Here is a 13939-nt window from a genome sequence, read left to right on the forward strand (position 1 = left end):
CACTATATGGCAGACCGAGCAGTTTGCACAAAAACCCGTATTTCGCACGCCCTCGTGGCGCGCGCTGTAGTTCTGCTTGTGCCATTCCCATGTTCAACCGCAAGATATCCACGCCTCGGCGAAATTTTGCAGATCGGTGTTCAAATGTGCCTATATTTTGCGGCAAGTTTGCGATTTGAGGGTGACGTTCTGACCCTAAAACGCTAGAGTCGATGCAATTTAGGCACAAAAACACCCGCAAATGCGGCAAATCAGACAGGCGGACCTGACTTATGACCCTCAACCTTTCCATGCCCGGACATGACGAGCTGAAACCCCGCATCACCGTCTTTGGTGTTGGTGGTGCAGGTGGCAACGCCGTCAATAACATGATTGAAAAACAACTGGATGGCGTCGATTTCGTTGTCGCCAACACCGACGCGCAGGCGCTGCAGCAATCTGCGGCGACCAACCGGGTCCAGTTGGGCATTAAGGTTACCGAAGGTCTTGGGGCAGGAGCGCGCGCATCCGTAGGGGCAGCGGCTGCCGAAGAATCAATTGAACAGATCGTGGATCACCTGGCCGGTGCCCACATGTGTTTCATCACTGCCGGTATGGGCGGCGGTACCGGAACGGGCGCTGCGCCGATCATCGCACAGGCGGCCCGCGAACTGGGCGTTCTGACCGTTGGCGTTGTCACCAAACCCTTCCAGTTCGAAGGCGCCAAGCGGATGCGGCAGGCCGAGGACGGCGTTGAATCGCTGCAGAAGATGGTCGATACATTGATCATCATTCCAAACCAGAATCTGTTCCGTCTGGCGAATGAAAAGACCACGTTCACAGAAGCCTTCAGCATGGCGGATGACGTGCTGTATCAAGGTGTTAAGGGCGTGACGGACCTGATGGTGCGTCCGGGCCTGATCAACCTCGACTTCGCAGACGTGCGCGCCGTGATGGACGAGATGGGCAAAGCCATGATGGGCACGGGCGAGGCCGACGGCGAAGATCGCGCCATCCAGGCCGCCGAAAAGGCCATTGCCAACCCGCTGCTCGACGAAATCTCGCTGCGTGGTGCGAAAGGTGTTCTGATCAACATCACCGGCGCCCACGACCTGACCCTGTTCGAACTGGACGAAGCGGCCAACCGCATCCGCGAAGAGGTGGATCCGGACGCCAACATCATCGTTGGTTCGACGCTCGATACGGCGATGGAGGGCAACATGCGCGTCAGCGTGGTTGCGACAGGTATTGACGCGTCCGACGTCCAAAGCGAAATCCCGGTCCCGCGCCGGTCGATGGCAGCACCGCTCAGCCAGACCGTGACCGCAGAAGAGCCTGCGCCTGCTCCGGCGGCAGAGCCCATGCCTGAGCCTGCACCGGCTCCAGTGGCCGCTGCTGCAGAAGAACCTTCACTGTTCCAGGAGATGGATGTTCAACAGGTCGCCGCGCAGGACATGGCCGAAGACATTTTTGCAGATGAAACTCCGGCCGCTGCAGAGGATGATCTACCTCCGCCTGCCTACCAACCGCAGGTGGCTGCGTTCGAACCAAAGCCGGATCCGGCAATCACGCCTGCGGAAGAGTTCGTTGCCCCACGTGCGCCAGCGCCCGGCACCCCATCACCCGAAGCATTGGCGCGTTTGCGCGCGGCTACGCAAAAAGCGGCACCCGCCGCAGCACCTGCGCCTCAGCCTGCCCAGCCGGCGGCTGCCGCAGAGAAGCCGCGTTTTGGTATCAATTCCTTGATCAATCGCATGACAGGTACAGCGGAAGGTGCGCCAGCAGGGCAGGAGCGCCCCGCACGCCAGCAGCCTCCGGTCCAAGGGAATGGTGCGGCCCCGGCGCCTGCACCTGCACCTCGCCCGGCCGAAGCCGTCGATCCAGATCAGGAGCGGATTGAAATTCCGGCCTTCCTGCGGCGTCAAGCGAACTAAAATCCGGTCACAAACCGGCATGAGGGCTGCCATTTGGCGGCCCTTTTAATTTTATATTTTCAATAGGTTAGTGAGTGATGCGCGCATTGCTGCGCAGCTGTTACATACATGTTTCATACCGTTGCAAAGAGTGAGTTGTGTGTTTGACCACTCCACCTTAGCTCTGGCGGTGTCAGAAACTGTAATGGGTGGGCCCCGTGCAAACGACCGTCAAAGGACCAGTTGTTTTTACCGGATGCGGATTGCATTCTGGGAAACCTGCGCGTTTGACTGTGCGCCCTGCCATGGCGGAACATGGCATCTGGTTCCGACGCACTGACGTCACCGATCGCGATGCGCTGATCCCGGCGCGCTACGATGTGGTGCGCCAATCGCCGTTGTGTACCACCCTTGTGAACGATGCTGGCGTGTCGGTCGGCACAGTGGAACATATTATGGCGGCCATCGCCGGCTGTGGCGTTCACAATGCCCTGATTGAAATTGACGGCCCTGAAGTGCCGATCGTCGACGGCTCGGCCCTGCCGTTTGTGCGCGGTATCATGCGGCGCGGTTTGCGCAGACTTCCGGCGCGCGTACGTGCGTTCGAAGTGTTGAAATCGGTTACCGTGACACAAGGCGATGCAACAGCAACCATTGCGCCGTCGGATGTTGTAAGGATCGACTTCCACATTGATTTCGTGGATCCGGCTATCGGGCGCCAGTCGAAGTCGCTGAATATGTCCAACGGCAGCTTTGCGCGCGAACTAAGCGACAGCCGCACCTTTTGCCGTCAGGATGACGTAAAGCAGATGCAGGCCAATGGTTTGGCTTTGGGCGGTGCGCCCGGTGTCAATGCCGTTGTCTTTGATGGTGACCGCGTGTCAAGCCCGGGCGGTTTGCGCCACTCGGACGAGCCTGTGCGCCACAAGATGCTGGATGCACTGGGTGATCTTGCCTTGGCCGGTGCGCCGATTGTTGGCCACTATACAGGCACGCGGGCAGGGCACACGTTGACTAACCAATTGTTGCGCGAACTCTTTGCAACGCAGGGTGCCGTACGCATGATCACATGTGACGAAGAGATGACGGCACGCCTACCTGGATCGGGCCTTGTATGGGACGAAATCCCCGAAGTTGCCTGATCCGCGTCATCCGGGCAAATCGTCATTTCATCCTTCCGAAACTTTGTGCTAGAGACGGGCAAACAGCCTGAAATGGGCGGTGCTGAGCATCTTGGGGGTGGCAAGGAATGACCCGCGGAAAATCCATTACGCGCCTGGCGGCTGTCGTCACAATAGCGACGTTGGTTGCGGCATGCGGCAACAGCAATGGGCGACCGACTACGGGCGGGTTCTTCAATCGTCAGGAAGTGCCGCTCGAGAACTTTACCGCAGAGCAAATCTTTGAACGTGGTGAATTCGAGCTGGAAGGGGGGCAGTTGACTGAGGCTGCTTTCTACTTTTCTGAAATCGAACGTCTCTACCCTTATTCGGATTGGGCCCGTCGCGCCCTGATCATGCAGGCTTTTGCCCATCACAGGGACAAGGACTACCCGAACAGCCGGTCTGCTGCGCAGCGTTTCATCGACTTTTATCCGGATGATGATGACGCAGCGTATGCCCAGTACCTGTTGGCCCTTAGCTATTATGACCAGATCGACGAAGTTGGGCGCGATCAGGGGCTGACTTTTCAGGCACTGCAATCGCTGCGCGAGGTTATTGAGCGGTATCCGGACAGTGAATACGCAAGATCGTCGATCCTGAAATTCGACCTCGCCTTTGATCATTTGGCAGGTAAGGAAATGGAGATCGGACGCTACTACCTGCGTCGCGATAACTTCTCGGCCGCGATCAACCGTTTCCGTGTTGTGGTTGAGGATTTCCAGACGACCAGCCACACACCCGAGGCGTTGCACCGCCTGGTTGAGGCCTATCTGTCGCTTGGCCTGACGGATGAAGCGCAGACTGCAGGGGCGATCTTGGGGTACAACTTCCAGTCCACAGAATGGTATCAGGACAGTTTCAACCTTCTGACCGGGCAGGGGCTTGAACCAAACGCGCGTGGAAACAACTGGCTGTCACAGATTTACCGTCAGATGATCAAAGGACGGTGGCTCTGATCTCAGGGCGGGGCGTGCCGGACTTAGTGAGGGTCTGTTGATGCTGCGCGGGTTGGATATCTCCGACATGCTGATTATCGACCGGTTGGAATTGCAGTTCCAGCCGGGTCTCAACGTTCTGACCGGCGAAACCGGCGCGGGTAAATCCATCCTGCTGGACAGTCTAGGCTTTGTACTGGGGTGGCGCGGTCGTGCGGATCTGGTGCGTCAGGGGGCTGCGCAGGGCGAGGTGACGGCGTGGTTTGACCTGCCTGATGATCACCCCGCGCGGGCCGTGTTGGATGAGGCGGGGCTGCCAGCCGAAGACGAATTGATCCTGCGACGCGTCAACACGGCGGATGGGCGCAAGACGGCATGGGTGAACGACCGCCGCTGTTCCGGGGAAGTGCTTCGGGCGTTGTCAGACACTTTGATCGAACTGCATGGTCAACATGATGACCGCGGTTTGCTGAACCCGCGCGGTCACCGGGCAATTCTGGATGAATTTGCCAATCTCGACGCCGCACGGGGCAAGACGCGCAAGGCGTGGCGCACCATGGGGCAAGCCCGCAAAGCCATGGCGGAAGCCGAAGCAGCGATGGTCGCCATACGCGATGAAGAGGATTTCCTGCGCCATGCTGTCGCCGAGCTGGATGCGCTTGATCCCAAACCGGGGGAAGAGGCCGAGCTCGACACCCGCCGCAGGTTGATGCAAGGGGCCGAGCGCATTCGCGGAGATGTGCAGCGCGCGCACCAAATCCTTGGCCACGAAGGGGCGGAAGGGGCCATGAGTGACGCCATTCGCTGGCTCGATGGTGTGGCAGACAAGGCCGAGGGTCATCTGGATATTCCGCTTGCCGCGCTGGCCCGTGCGATGGTCGAACTGGATGAGGCAACAGACGGTATCGTCTCCGCGCTGGATCACCTGACATTCGACCCAACCGAGTTGGAAGATACTGAGGAACGGCTATTTGCCATTCGCGGGCTGGCCCGCAAACACGATGTCGTGCCCGATGAACTGGCCATTTTTGCAGATGGGCTGCGCGCAAAACTGTCGGCTCTGGACACCGGGGATGCCGATCTGGGCCGTCTGCAATCTGCTGTGGCAGAGGCCGAGGCGGCCTATGACACGGCAGCGGAAAAACTGGGCGCTGCACGTCGGAAGTCAGCCAAGGCATTGGACAAGGCCGTGATGGCGGAACTGGCCCCGCTCAAGATGGAGCGGGCTGTTTTCGAAACCCAGATCACCGAGGAGGAGCCGGGGCCTGATGGCCGCGATGCCGTGGCGTTTACCGTTGCCACGAACCCAGGCGCCCCATCTGGACCTTTGAACAAGATTGCATCCGGCGGTGAGCTTAGCCGCTTCCTGCTGGCGCTCAAGGTCTGTCTGACACGCGAGCAGTCCGGGCTGACCATGATCTTTGACGAGATTGACCGGGGTGTTGGTGGTGCTACTGCCGATGCAGTGGGCCGCAGGTTGAGCCAGATTGCCCAAACGGGTCAGGTGCTCGTGGTCACTCATTCACCGCAGGTGGCAGCGCTGGGTGCGCATCACTGGCGCGTGGAAAAGCAAGTGTCGAAAGGCATGACCACCTCACAAGTTGTGCCGCTTGCTGCTCCTGAGCGGGTGGATGAGATCGCGCGCATGCTGGCCGGAGACACCATCACTGATGAAGCGCGTGGCGCGGCGCGCGCTTTGCTGAGCGGTTAAGGCCACAGTCGCCGTACTGTGATGCTGCGGGGGCTTTCGCAGGCGCAGCAAAGGGCGTAACGCTGAAATAGCCACGTATCTTTGTAGCCCGGCCCCATGTCCGCCTCCGACCGATCCATCTTGTCCCAGCAACTCGACCTCGCGGTCACCGCGTGCAAGGACGGTTGGCATGTTTTGCGGCACCGTGGGCCGAGCCAAATCCAGTTCTGGTTCATCGCCCTTGCCATCGGGATTGCCGCCGGATTTGCGGCGCTGTTTTTCCGTAAAGGGATCGAGGCGCTGCAGGCATTTCTGTATGGCACCGAGGATGTCCAATACCTGCACACATTCGCGTCCTCACTGCCGTGGTACTGGATTCTGATCATTCCAATAGTGGGTGGTCTGATCACCGGCCTGATCCTGCATAACTTCACCAAGGATGCCGTTGCCCGCAGCGTTGCGGATGTGATCGAGGGCGCTGCCCTGCGCGACGGGCGGGTGAGCACACGCGCCGGGGTCGCCTCTGCCTTTGCCAGCTTCATCACGCTCTCTACTGGCGGCTCGACAGGCCGCGAGGGGCCGGTGGTGCATATCGCCGCCGTGATCTCGACCAAGGTGTGTCGCTGGATCAAGGCCGATGGTGTCACCGGGCGCGACCTGCTGGGCTGCGCCGTCGCGGCTGCCGTCTCTGCCAGCTTCAACGCGCCCATCGCTGGTGCGCTTTTTGCGCTGGAAGTGGTGTTGCGCCATTTTGCCGTTCACGCCTTTGCCCCCATCGTCATTGCGTCGGTGGCGGGCACCGTCATCAACCGGCTCGAATTTGGCGACGTGACTGAGTTCATGCTGCCCGACACCAACGAGTTGGTGTTCTATCAGGAATTGCCCGCGTTCCTGTTGCTTGGCCTGACATGCGGCCTCGTTTCGGTAGTCCTGATGCGCTCGATCTTCTGGACAGATGACGTGGCCTCGCGGTTTCAGCATCGTACAGGTATGCCGCGCTGGTTGCGTCCTGCGGTTGCTGGCGCATTGCTGGGCGGCATGGCAATCTTTTATCCGCACATCATCGGGGTCGGTTACGAAACCACATCCTTGGCTCTGACCGGGAAACTGGCCTTGAACGAGGTGATGGTGTTCATTGTGCTGAAGACAGCAGCGGTGGCCGTTACCATGGCAGGGCGCATGGGCGGCGGCGTCTTTTCCCCGTCGCTGATGATCGGGGCGTTGACGGGGCTCAGCTTCGGCCTTGTGGCAACCGGGGTTTTTCCGGATGTCTCGGGGTCTGTAACACTATACGCGCTTGCCGGCATGGGCGCCGTGGCCGCCGCTGTCTTGGGTGCACCGATTTCCACGACACTGATTGTGTTCGAGCTGACGGGCGACTGGCAAACGGGTCTGGCTGTGATGGTGGCCGTATCTATGTCGACGGCGCTGTCATCACGGCTGGTGGATCGGTCATTCTTCCTCACCCAGCTGGAACGGCGAGGTGTGCACCTTGCTGCTGGTCCGCAGGCCTACCTGCTGGCCATGTTCCGGGTGGGATCGGTCATGCGCAAGCCGGGGGACGCCCGCATGGCGGACGAAACGCGCTGTTGGGAGATGATCACCGACGGCATCTATGTCGATGAAAGCGCAACGCTTGAAGCGGCCCTGCCGATTTTTGACACCACAATGGTGCCCTTTATTCCGGTGGTCACGCTGACAGGTGAAAACGCCGCCCCCGAGCTACAGGGGGCTTTGTTCCACGTCGATGCGCTCAAAGCCTATAACCGTGCCCTTGCCGCCACGGCAGCAGAAGAACACAGTTAGATCAGATCTGTTCGACAGTGACGCCGTCCTTGCCGTAGAACGCAAGGTGATCCTTGATCCTGGCGACGCCATCAATGGGGTCCTCGTAGGTCCAGACGGCGTTGGCCAGTGTTTGTGATTTCGTGACAACGGAAAAGTAGTTGGCATCGCCCTTGTGCGGACAGCGCGTTGTTTTGTCCGTGCGATCAAGAAACGCCATCGCGATGTCATCGCGCGGGAAATAGATGACGGCGGGGTAGTCCCCTTCGCTCAGCTCAAGCGCATTGCTGCTTTCCCCCAGAACGGCGCCTCCTGCACGTACTGTCCATGTGCCGGGTGCCTTGCGGATCTTGATGTGATCAGCCATGCCTGCGCCTCCTGTCGTCAGTGGTCCTACCGTGATGAAGGGCAGGTGTAACAGATCAATGAAAGTGCTGCCAGACTTACAAAGGTGCACAGGCCTGTACGAGCCATTCCCGGGTTTCATCCGAGACGCGCGGGCCGATTTTTTCAAGCGTTTCAGCGTGGTAGGCGTTGAGCCACGCCCGTGACGTTGCGTCCAGCATGTCCGGTACAATAAGGCGCCGATCAATGGGGGCGAAGGTCAGCGTGCGCCAGCTCAGCATCTCGCGATGGGCGTCGCCGCCGGGCGGGCAGTCCGCCTTTTCAACTACGATCAGGTTCTCGATCCGAATGCCAAACCCGCCTTCCCGGTAGTACCCCGGCTCGTTCGACAGGATCATGCCAGGCTTAAACGGCACGGTGCTGACGCGGCTCAGGCGCTGCGGCCCCTCGTGCACGGAAAGATAAGCACCGACACCATGGCCCAGCCCGTGATCGAAATCCTGATGCGCATACCACAAGGGTGCGCGGCCAATCGCCTCGATATCCCGTCCGGCCAGCCCGACCGGCCAGATCAGGCGCGACATCCCGATCATGCCCAGCAATACACGCGTAAAGGCGGCACGCGCCTCGTCAGGAGGCGTGCCAATCGCGATTGTACGCGTGATGTCCGTGGTACCGTCCAGATATTGGCCGCCGCTGTCCAGAACGATCAGGTGACCTTCTTCAAGGGTGCTGTCCGTCTCTTCCGTCACGCGGTAATGCATGATCGCACCGTTGGGGCCTGTGCCCGCAATAGTCTCGAAACTGATGTCCTGCAGGGCGTTGTCACGGCGGCGGTATTGTTCAAGTTGCGTGACGACTTGGGTCTCGCGCAGGCTGCCGAGGGCCTGCCGGTCCAGCCACGCCAGCAGCTCGACGACCGCGGCACCGTCGCGCAAATGGGCTTCGGCACTGCCCGCGATCTCGGCAGCATTCTTGCACGCCTTGGGCAGCGCACAAGGGTCGTCGCCCCATTGCACCCGATCCCCGATGGCATCGGCCACAATAACGGGAACCGAAGACTTCTCCAACCGCACCGGACCTTCCAGACCGGTGAGCGCATCCAGGAAAGTATCAGGCGCATGGCAGGTCACGTCATCCCCAAGATGATCGTGTACCTCGATCAGTTTGGCGGGATCCATAAACAGATCGACCGCACCCGTGACGTGCAGGATGGCAAAGCCTTGAGCAATCGGGTTCCGGGGAATGTCAGAGCCACGGATGTTCAACAGCCAGCACAGGCTGTCGGGCAGGGTAATGATCGCTGACTTCGCACCTGCATCCGACAATGCCTGGGCCAACCGGACCCGTTTGTCGTCATGAGACTCGCCCGCAAAATCCAGCGGATGAACCTTCGCCGGTTCTGCTGCAGGGGCAGGTTGGTCATTCCAGATGCGGTCCACAAGGTTGTCGCATTGTACAAGCTCAATGCCTGTGCCTTTCAGCCCATCCTCTGCCTGTACAATCTGTCCGGGTGTGTGCAACCACGGGTCAAAACCGACCTTGCAGCCGTCGGGCAATTGATCTTTCAGCCAGTTCGCCAAGGACACGTCGGGCCATGGCACAGGGGTGTAGTCCGAAGCGACCTGCGCCTTCACCTGCGTCCGATACCGCCCGTCAATGAATACACCTGCGACATCGCGTAGAGCGGCACAAAACCCGGCTGACCCGGTAAACCCGGTCAACCACGCCAACCGCTCGTCCCGGGCCGAGACATACTCGCCCTGATGGGCGTCGGCGCGAGGGATCAGAAAACCGTCCAGACCGTCCCTGTCCAGTTCAGCGCGCAGTGCAGCCAGCCGAGGCGGCCCTTGTTCCGGACGTGCAGTGACCTCAAAGCTCTGGAACATCGCTCAGCCTTTTCCCTGTTTCAAAAAATCCTCCACGAAGGGCCGATCTCAACTCGCCTTCCGCATGCCCATGATGCGTGCCCGTGCCCTTGGGTCGCTGTCAAACAGCGCGGCAAGCTGTTCGGTCATTGCACCGGCCAGTTGCTCAACATCGGTGATGGTCACCGCGCGGTCGTAATAGCGCGTCACGTCGTGCCCGATGCCGATGGCCAGCAGTTCCACGGCGCGCTTGCGCTCGACCATCGCGATCACGTCGCGCAGGTGTTTTTCAAGGTAGTTGGCCGGGTTGACGGACAAGGTGCTGTCATCGACCGGCGCACCATCGGAAATGACCATCAGGATCTTGCGCGCCTCGGGGCGTCCCACCATCCGGCGATGCGCCCATTCCAGCGCCTCACCGTCGATGTTTTCCTTCAGCAAACCTTCTTTCATCATCAGGCCCAGATTGGGCCGGGTCCGGCGCCACGGCGCGTCGGCGGATTTGTAGATGATGTGACGCAGATCGTTCAGACGCCCCGGTTGGCTTGGACGTCCATCATTCAGCCACGCCTCGCGGGCAAGACCGCCTTTCCAAGCGCGGGTCGTGAAGCCGAGGATTTCGACCTTCACATTGCACCGCTCCAGCGTGCGCGCCAGAACGTCGGCGCAGATAGCCGCAATGGAAATTGGACGCCCACGCATGGACCCGGAATTATCGAGCAGCAAAGTGACAATCGTATCGCGGAACTCGGTATCCTTTTCGACCTTGAACGACAGTGGCGTTGTTGGGTTCGCCACCACACGCGCCAAACGGCCCGCATCCAGCATCCCTTCCTCGCGGTCGAACTCCCAGCTGCGGTTCTGTTGTGCCTGCAACCGGCGCTGCAACTTGTTGGCCAGACGGGACACGGCGCCTTTCAATGGCTCCAGCTGCTGATCCAGATAGGCGCGCAACCGTTCCAACTCGACCGGTTCGGCCAGATCCTCGGCCCCGATCTCCTCGTCATGAGTATCGAGATAGATTTGGTAGTCCGGATCAGCCTCGGAAACTGGCTGAGGGGCAGGGGGTTCCAGCGGCGCCTCGCCCTCGGGCATCTCCGCCTCTTCGCCCAGTTCCTGATCGGCCATGTCATCCATGGACACCTGGGCCTCGGACGCATCCTGCGTCTCGTCCTGCGAGCTTTCGGGCGTGCCTTCGGCGTTTTCCTCGTCCTGGTCGTCCTGGCCGGTGCTGTCGGGTTCCTGTTCTTCTTCCTGACCTTCTTCGGCCTGATCTTCCTGATCCTCGTCCAGCTGATCAGGATCATCCCCCAGCTGATCGCCATAGCCGAGATCCGTGATCACCTGCCGTGCGAATTTCGCAAAGGCGGCCTGATCGTCCAGAATGTCGCCAAGATTTTCGAGCGTACCGCCCGCCTGATCCTCGATAAACCCGCGCCACAATTCCATCGCGTTCTCGGCCCCTGCGGGCAGAGGGCGACCGGTTGCCAAATGGCGCACCAGATAACCTGCCGCAGCCGCCAACGGCACATCCGATGCTTGCTTGCACTGATCATAGCCCTTGCGCAGAGCCTCATTGGCAATCTTGGCATCAATGTTACCAGCCGTGCCCGGCATGTCCCGCGCACCCATCGCCTCGCAGCGGGCCGTCTCCATGGCTTCGTAAAGGTCCCGCGCCATCTCGCCCTGAGGAGAGTAGCGCGCATGGGTCTGCCCGTTGTGATAGCGGCGGTGCAAGGCCAATGCGTCGGCGGTCCCGCGGGCCAAAAGCACCTCTTCCCGCGTCATGCGGCGCGACACCTGCGGCAACCGCATGGAATCGCCGGACACACCCGCCGGATCGACGGAGTAAGAGACGTTCAACTCGGGATCATTCGCCATGACCTTCGTGGCTTCGGCGAGGGCCTTTTTGAACGGATCGGCGGGGTTGTCGTTTTGGGTGCTCATGCAGAACCGCCTACGGAATGATCAGACAGGGTGGCGCGCCCGGTTGCGAGGGCAACCAGCACATCCACATGGATATCAAGCGCATCGATGACTTCATAGCCCACGTCGCGCCCGTCAAAAGCCAGATTCAGATCGGTCCCCGCCAGAACAACGGCCTGTGCGCCTGCGTCAACCAGCTTGCGGCCCTCTTCGATGAAAAAAGCGCGCTGGGCGTCTGTGCAGCGTCCAGCAAGGGCCATGTCGGTATAGGCCGTTCCAACACCATCGATATCTTGAGGCGCAACAGCCTTGGTCTGCTCAAGTTGACCATATAGTTGCGTCCGCATCACGACACCCGTTCCGAGTAAACCGACGGTTTCAAAGCCTTGTGCAACGAAAAAGGCGTCAAGCGGGTTGACCGCGCTGATCAGTGGCAACGCAGACAGTGCAACGGTTTCCCCAAAGCAGAAGTGTCCGCCGAGCGAGGTGATCGCAGCACAGTCCGCACCCGCCGCCTTCAACCGTTCAATGAGCACGGCGTAAATTTCCGCCTGCGCCGCCCTATTTCCGGCCAGATTGTTTTCCAGCAGCGTTGACGCCTCGGTGTTTACAATCGTCAGGTCCAAAGGTGCATTCAGCGCCCGCATGGCGTCGGTCAGGCGTTGGTAATATACAACGGTTGCCGCGGGACCAATGCCGCCAATCAGGCCGATATGCATTTCTCCGACTCCCGTCTTATCTTACTGTTTCCTGTTTCGGTTGGACCAACCGTCTAAGTTGGAAAAACTTTCCTTTGGAAGCGTCGGGGAAAAATCCATTTCTGTTCCGTGCTTGCCTTCGTAGGCGTCACTTGCAACGTAGAGTAGTCCTTCAAGCCAATCTGTTGGCCAACGGCGCGTCCAAAAGGGACGTGCGGCAAACCTTTCATAAAAAGCTTGCCCTTGGGCGACGATAGCCAGTCTTTTGTAAAGAAAAGGGTCTGCAGAACCGGGCTGCCAGATCAGTTTTCGGTAATGAGCATATGTGTCGATGGCATACAGTTTGGCAGTTAGCGCCTCTTCAAATCCAAAGATTGTGTTGTCGTCGCAGCTTTGCAAGCGGTTGATCAGCGGCGAAAGGTCTGTTGACCTGTCGTTCCACCCTGAGCCTTCAATCGAATTGATCAATGACCAGAATTTAGGAGCGGGCAGGTTACGCATATCATCCCAAGCTCACACTCGCCGCGCTTTCCGGCAGTTCCTCGTCAAACAAACGCTGGTAGAATTCCGCCACTGTCTGCCGCTCCAGCTCATCACACTTGTTCAGGAAGGACAGGCGGAAGGCGTAGCCGACATTGCGGAAAATCTCGGCGTTTTGTGCCCATGCGATCACGGTCCGGGGCGACATCACGGTCGACAGATCGCCGTTCATAAACGCAGTCCGCGTCAGGTCAGCCACTGTCACCATCTGCTTGATGGTTTTGCGCCCCTCGGCCGTGTTGTAATGCGGGTTTTTGGCCAGCACGATTGCCGTTTCAGCGTCGATCGAAAGGTAGTTCAGTGTCGCCACCAGCGACCAGCGGTCCATCTGGCCTTGGTTGATCTGCTGCGTCCCGTGGTAGAGGCCCGTGGTGTCGCCCAAGCCCACTGTGTTGGCGGTCGCAAAGATGCGGAAATAGGGGTGCGGGTTGATCACCTGGTTCTGGTCGAGAAGAGTCAGCTTGCCGTCCACTTCCAGAACGCGCTGGATCACGAACATCACGTCGGCTCGGCCGGCATCGTACTCATCGAACACGATGGCGGTGGGGTTGCGCAAGGCCCAGGGCAGGATACCCTCTTGGAAATCAGTGACTTGCTTGCCGTCTTTCAACTTGATGGCATCCTTGCCGATCAGGTCGATCCGGGAGATATGGCTGTCGAGGTTCACACGCACGGCGGGCCAGTTCAGGCGCGACGCAACCTGTTCGATGTGCGTCGACTTACCCGTCCCGTGATAGCCCTGGATCATCACACGGCGGTTGTGGGAAAACCCTGCAAGGATTGCCAGTGTGGTGTCGGGATCAAACTTGTAGGTGCTGTCCAGTTCCGGCACGCGGTCGCTGCGGTCGGCAAAGCCCTTGACCACCATGTCCGTATCAATGCCAAACACTTCACGGACCGAGATTTCCTCGGTTGGTTTTGCATTGATGTCCATTCCACCGTCCGCCATCTCAAATTGTCCTTCAGCATAGAAAACGCGCCCCGGATGGGCGCGCTGTCGGTGGTGCAACATATGGCGGGAAAGGGCAAGGGGAAGGGCGTATGCCTGAACAGAAAATGGCAGCGCTGTGTTTACCTGCTGACGACCGTCCGCAATA

Annotated in this window: 11 protein-coding genes; 5 read left to right on the plus strand and 6 right to left on the minus strand. The window is 59.6% G+C overall.

The annotated features are described in order from the left end of the window. Positions 1–272: 272 nt before the first annotated feature. The 5 genes from ftsZ to IE087_RS13265 all read left to right on the plus strand — a co-directional run bounded on the left by ftsZ (position 273) and on the right by IE087_RS13265 (position 7486). Positions 273–1913, plus strand: coding sequence for a cell division protein FtsZ (gene ftsZ / locus IE087_RS13245; RefSeq protein WP_189369816.1), 1641 nt, complete (start codon positions 273–275; stop codon positions 1911–1913). Positions 1914–2110: 197 nt separating this feature from the next. Further along, positions 2111–3034, plus strand: coding sequence for a UDP-3-O-acyl-N-acetylglucosamine deacetylase (gene lpxC, locus IE087_RS13250; protein WP_189369817.1), 924 nt, complete (start codon positions 2111–2113; stop codon positions 3032–3034). A 107-nt stretch (positions 3035–3141) separates the two neighbouring features. Beyond that, on the plus strand, positions 3142–4011 hold the full coding sequence (locus IE087_RS13255) for an outer membrane protein assembly factor BamD (RefSeq protein WP_189369818.1): 870 nt from the start codon (positions 3142–3144) through the stop codon (positions 4009–4011). Positions 4012–4051: 40 nt separating this feature from the next. Then, on the plus strand, positions 4052–5701 hold the full coding sequence (recN, locus tag IE087_RS13260; RefSeq protein WP_189369819.1) for a DNA repair protein RecN: 1650 nt from the start codon (positions 4052–4054) through the stop codon (positions 5699–5701). 96 nt (positions 5702–5797) lie between these two features. Then, a complete protein-coding gene (locus tag IE087_RS13265) occupies positions 5798–7486 on the plus strand; it encodes a chloride channel protein (RefSeq protein ID WP_189369820.1) in 1689 nt (562 codons plus the stop codon). A 1-nt stretch (position 7487) separates the two neighbouring features. Here IE087_RS13265 and IE087_RS13270 read toward each other — a convergent pair whose 3' ends face one another. From IE087_RS13270 to cobS, 6 genes are all read right to left on the minus strand, one after another. Then, positions 7488–7832, minus strand: a complete 345-nt coding sequence (locus IE087_RS13270) for a DUF427 domain-containing protein (RefSeq protein WP_189369821.1) — start codon at positions 7830–7832, stop codon at positions 7488–7490. A gap of 76 nt (positions 7833–7908) precedes the next feature. Then, complete coding sequence (locus IE087_RS13275) at positions 7909–9699, minus strand: aminopeptidase P family protein (RefSeq protein WP_189369822.1); 1791 nt, start codon at positions 9697–9699, stop codon at positions 7909–7911. A 48-nt stretch (positions 9700–9747) separates the two neighbouring features. Beyond that, entirely contained in the window at positions 9748–11625 is a 1878-nt protein-coding gene (gene cobT, locus IE087_RS13280; RefSeq protein WP_189369823.1) for a cobaltochelatase subunit CobT, read from the minus strand. Then, positions 11622–12323, minus strand: coding sequence for an aspartate/glutamate racemase family protein (locus IE087_RS13285; protein WP_189369824.1), 702 nt, complete (start codon positions 12321–12323; stop codon positions 11622–11624). The genes cobT and IE087_RS13285 overlap by 4 nt, the downstream gene beginning before the upstream one ends. Before the next feature lie 21 nt (positions 12324–12344). Then, complete coding sequence (locus IE087_RS13290; protein ID WP_189369825.1) at positions 12345–12803, minus strand: DUF4240 domain-containing protein; 459 nt, start codon at positions 12801–12803, stop codon at positions 12345–12347. A gap of 1 nt (position 12804) precedes the next feature. After that, positions 12805–13791 carry a cobaltochelatase subunit CobS gene (cobS, locus tag IE087_RS13295; protein WP_189369826.1) on the minus strand — a complete coding sequence of 329 codons (987 nt, stop codon included), beginning with the start codon at positions 13789–13791 and terminating at the stop codon, positions 12805–12807. Positions 13792–13939 lie beyond the last annotated feature (148 nt).

Origin of the sequence: Tateyamaria omphalii (assembly GCF_014651375.1) — a bacterium.
Taxonomy (GTDB): Bacteria; Pseudomonadota; Alphaproteobacteria; order Rhodobacterales; family Rhodobacteraceae; genus Tateyamaria; species Tateyamaria omphalii.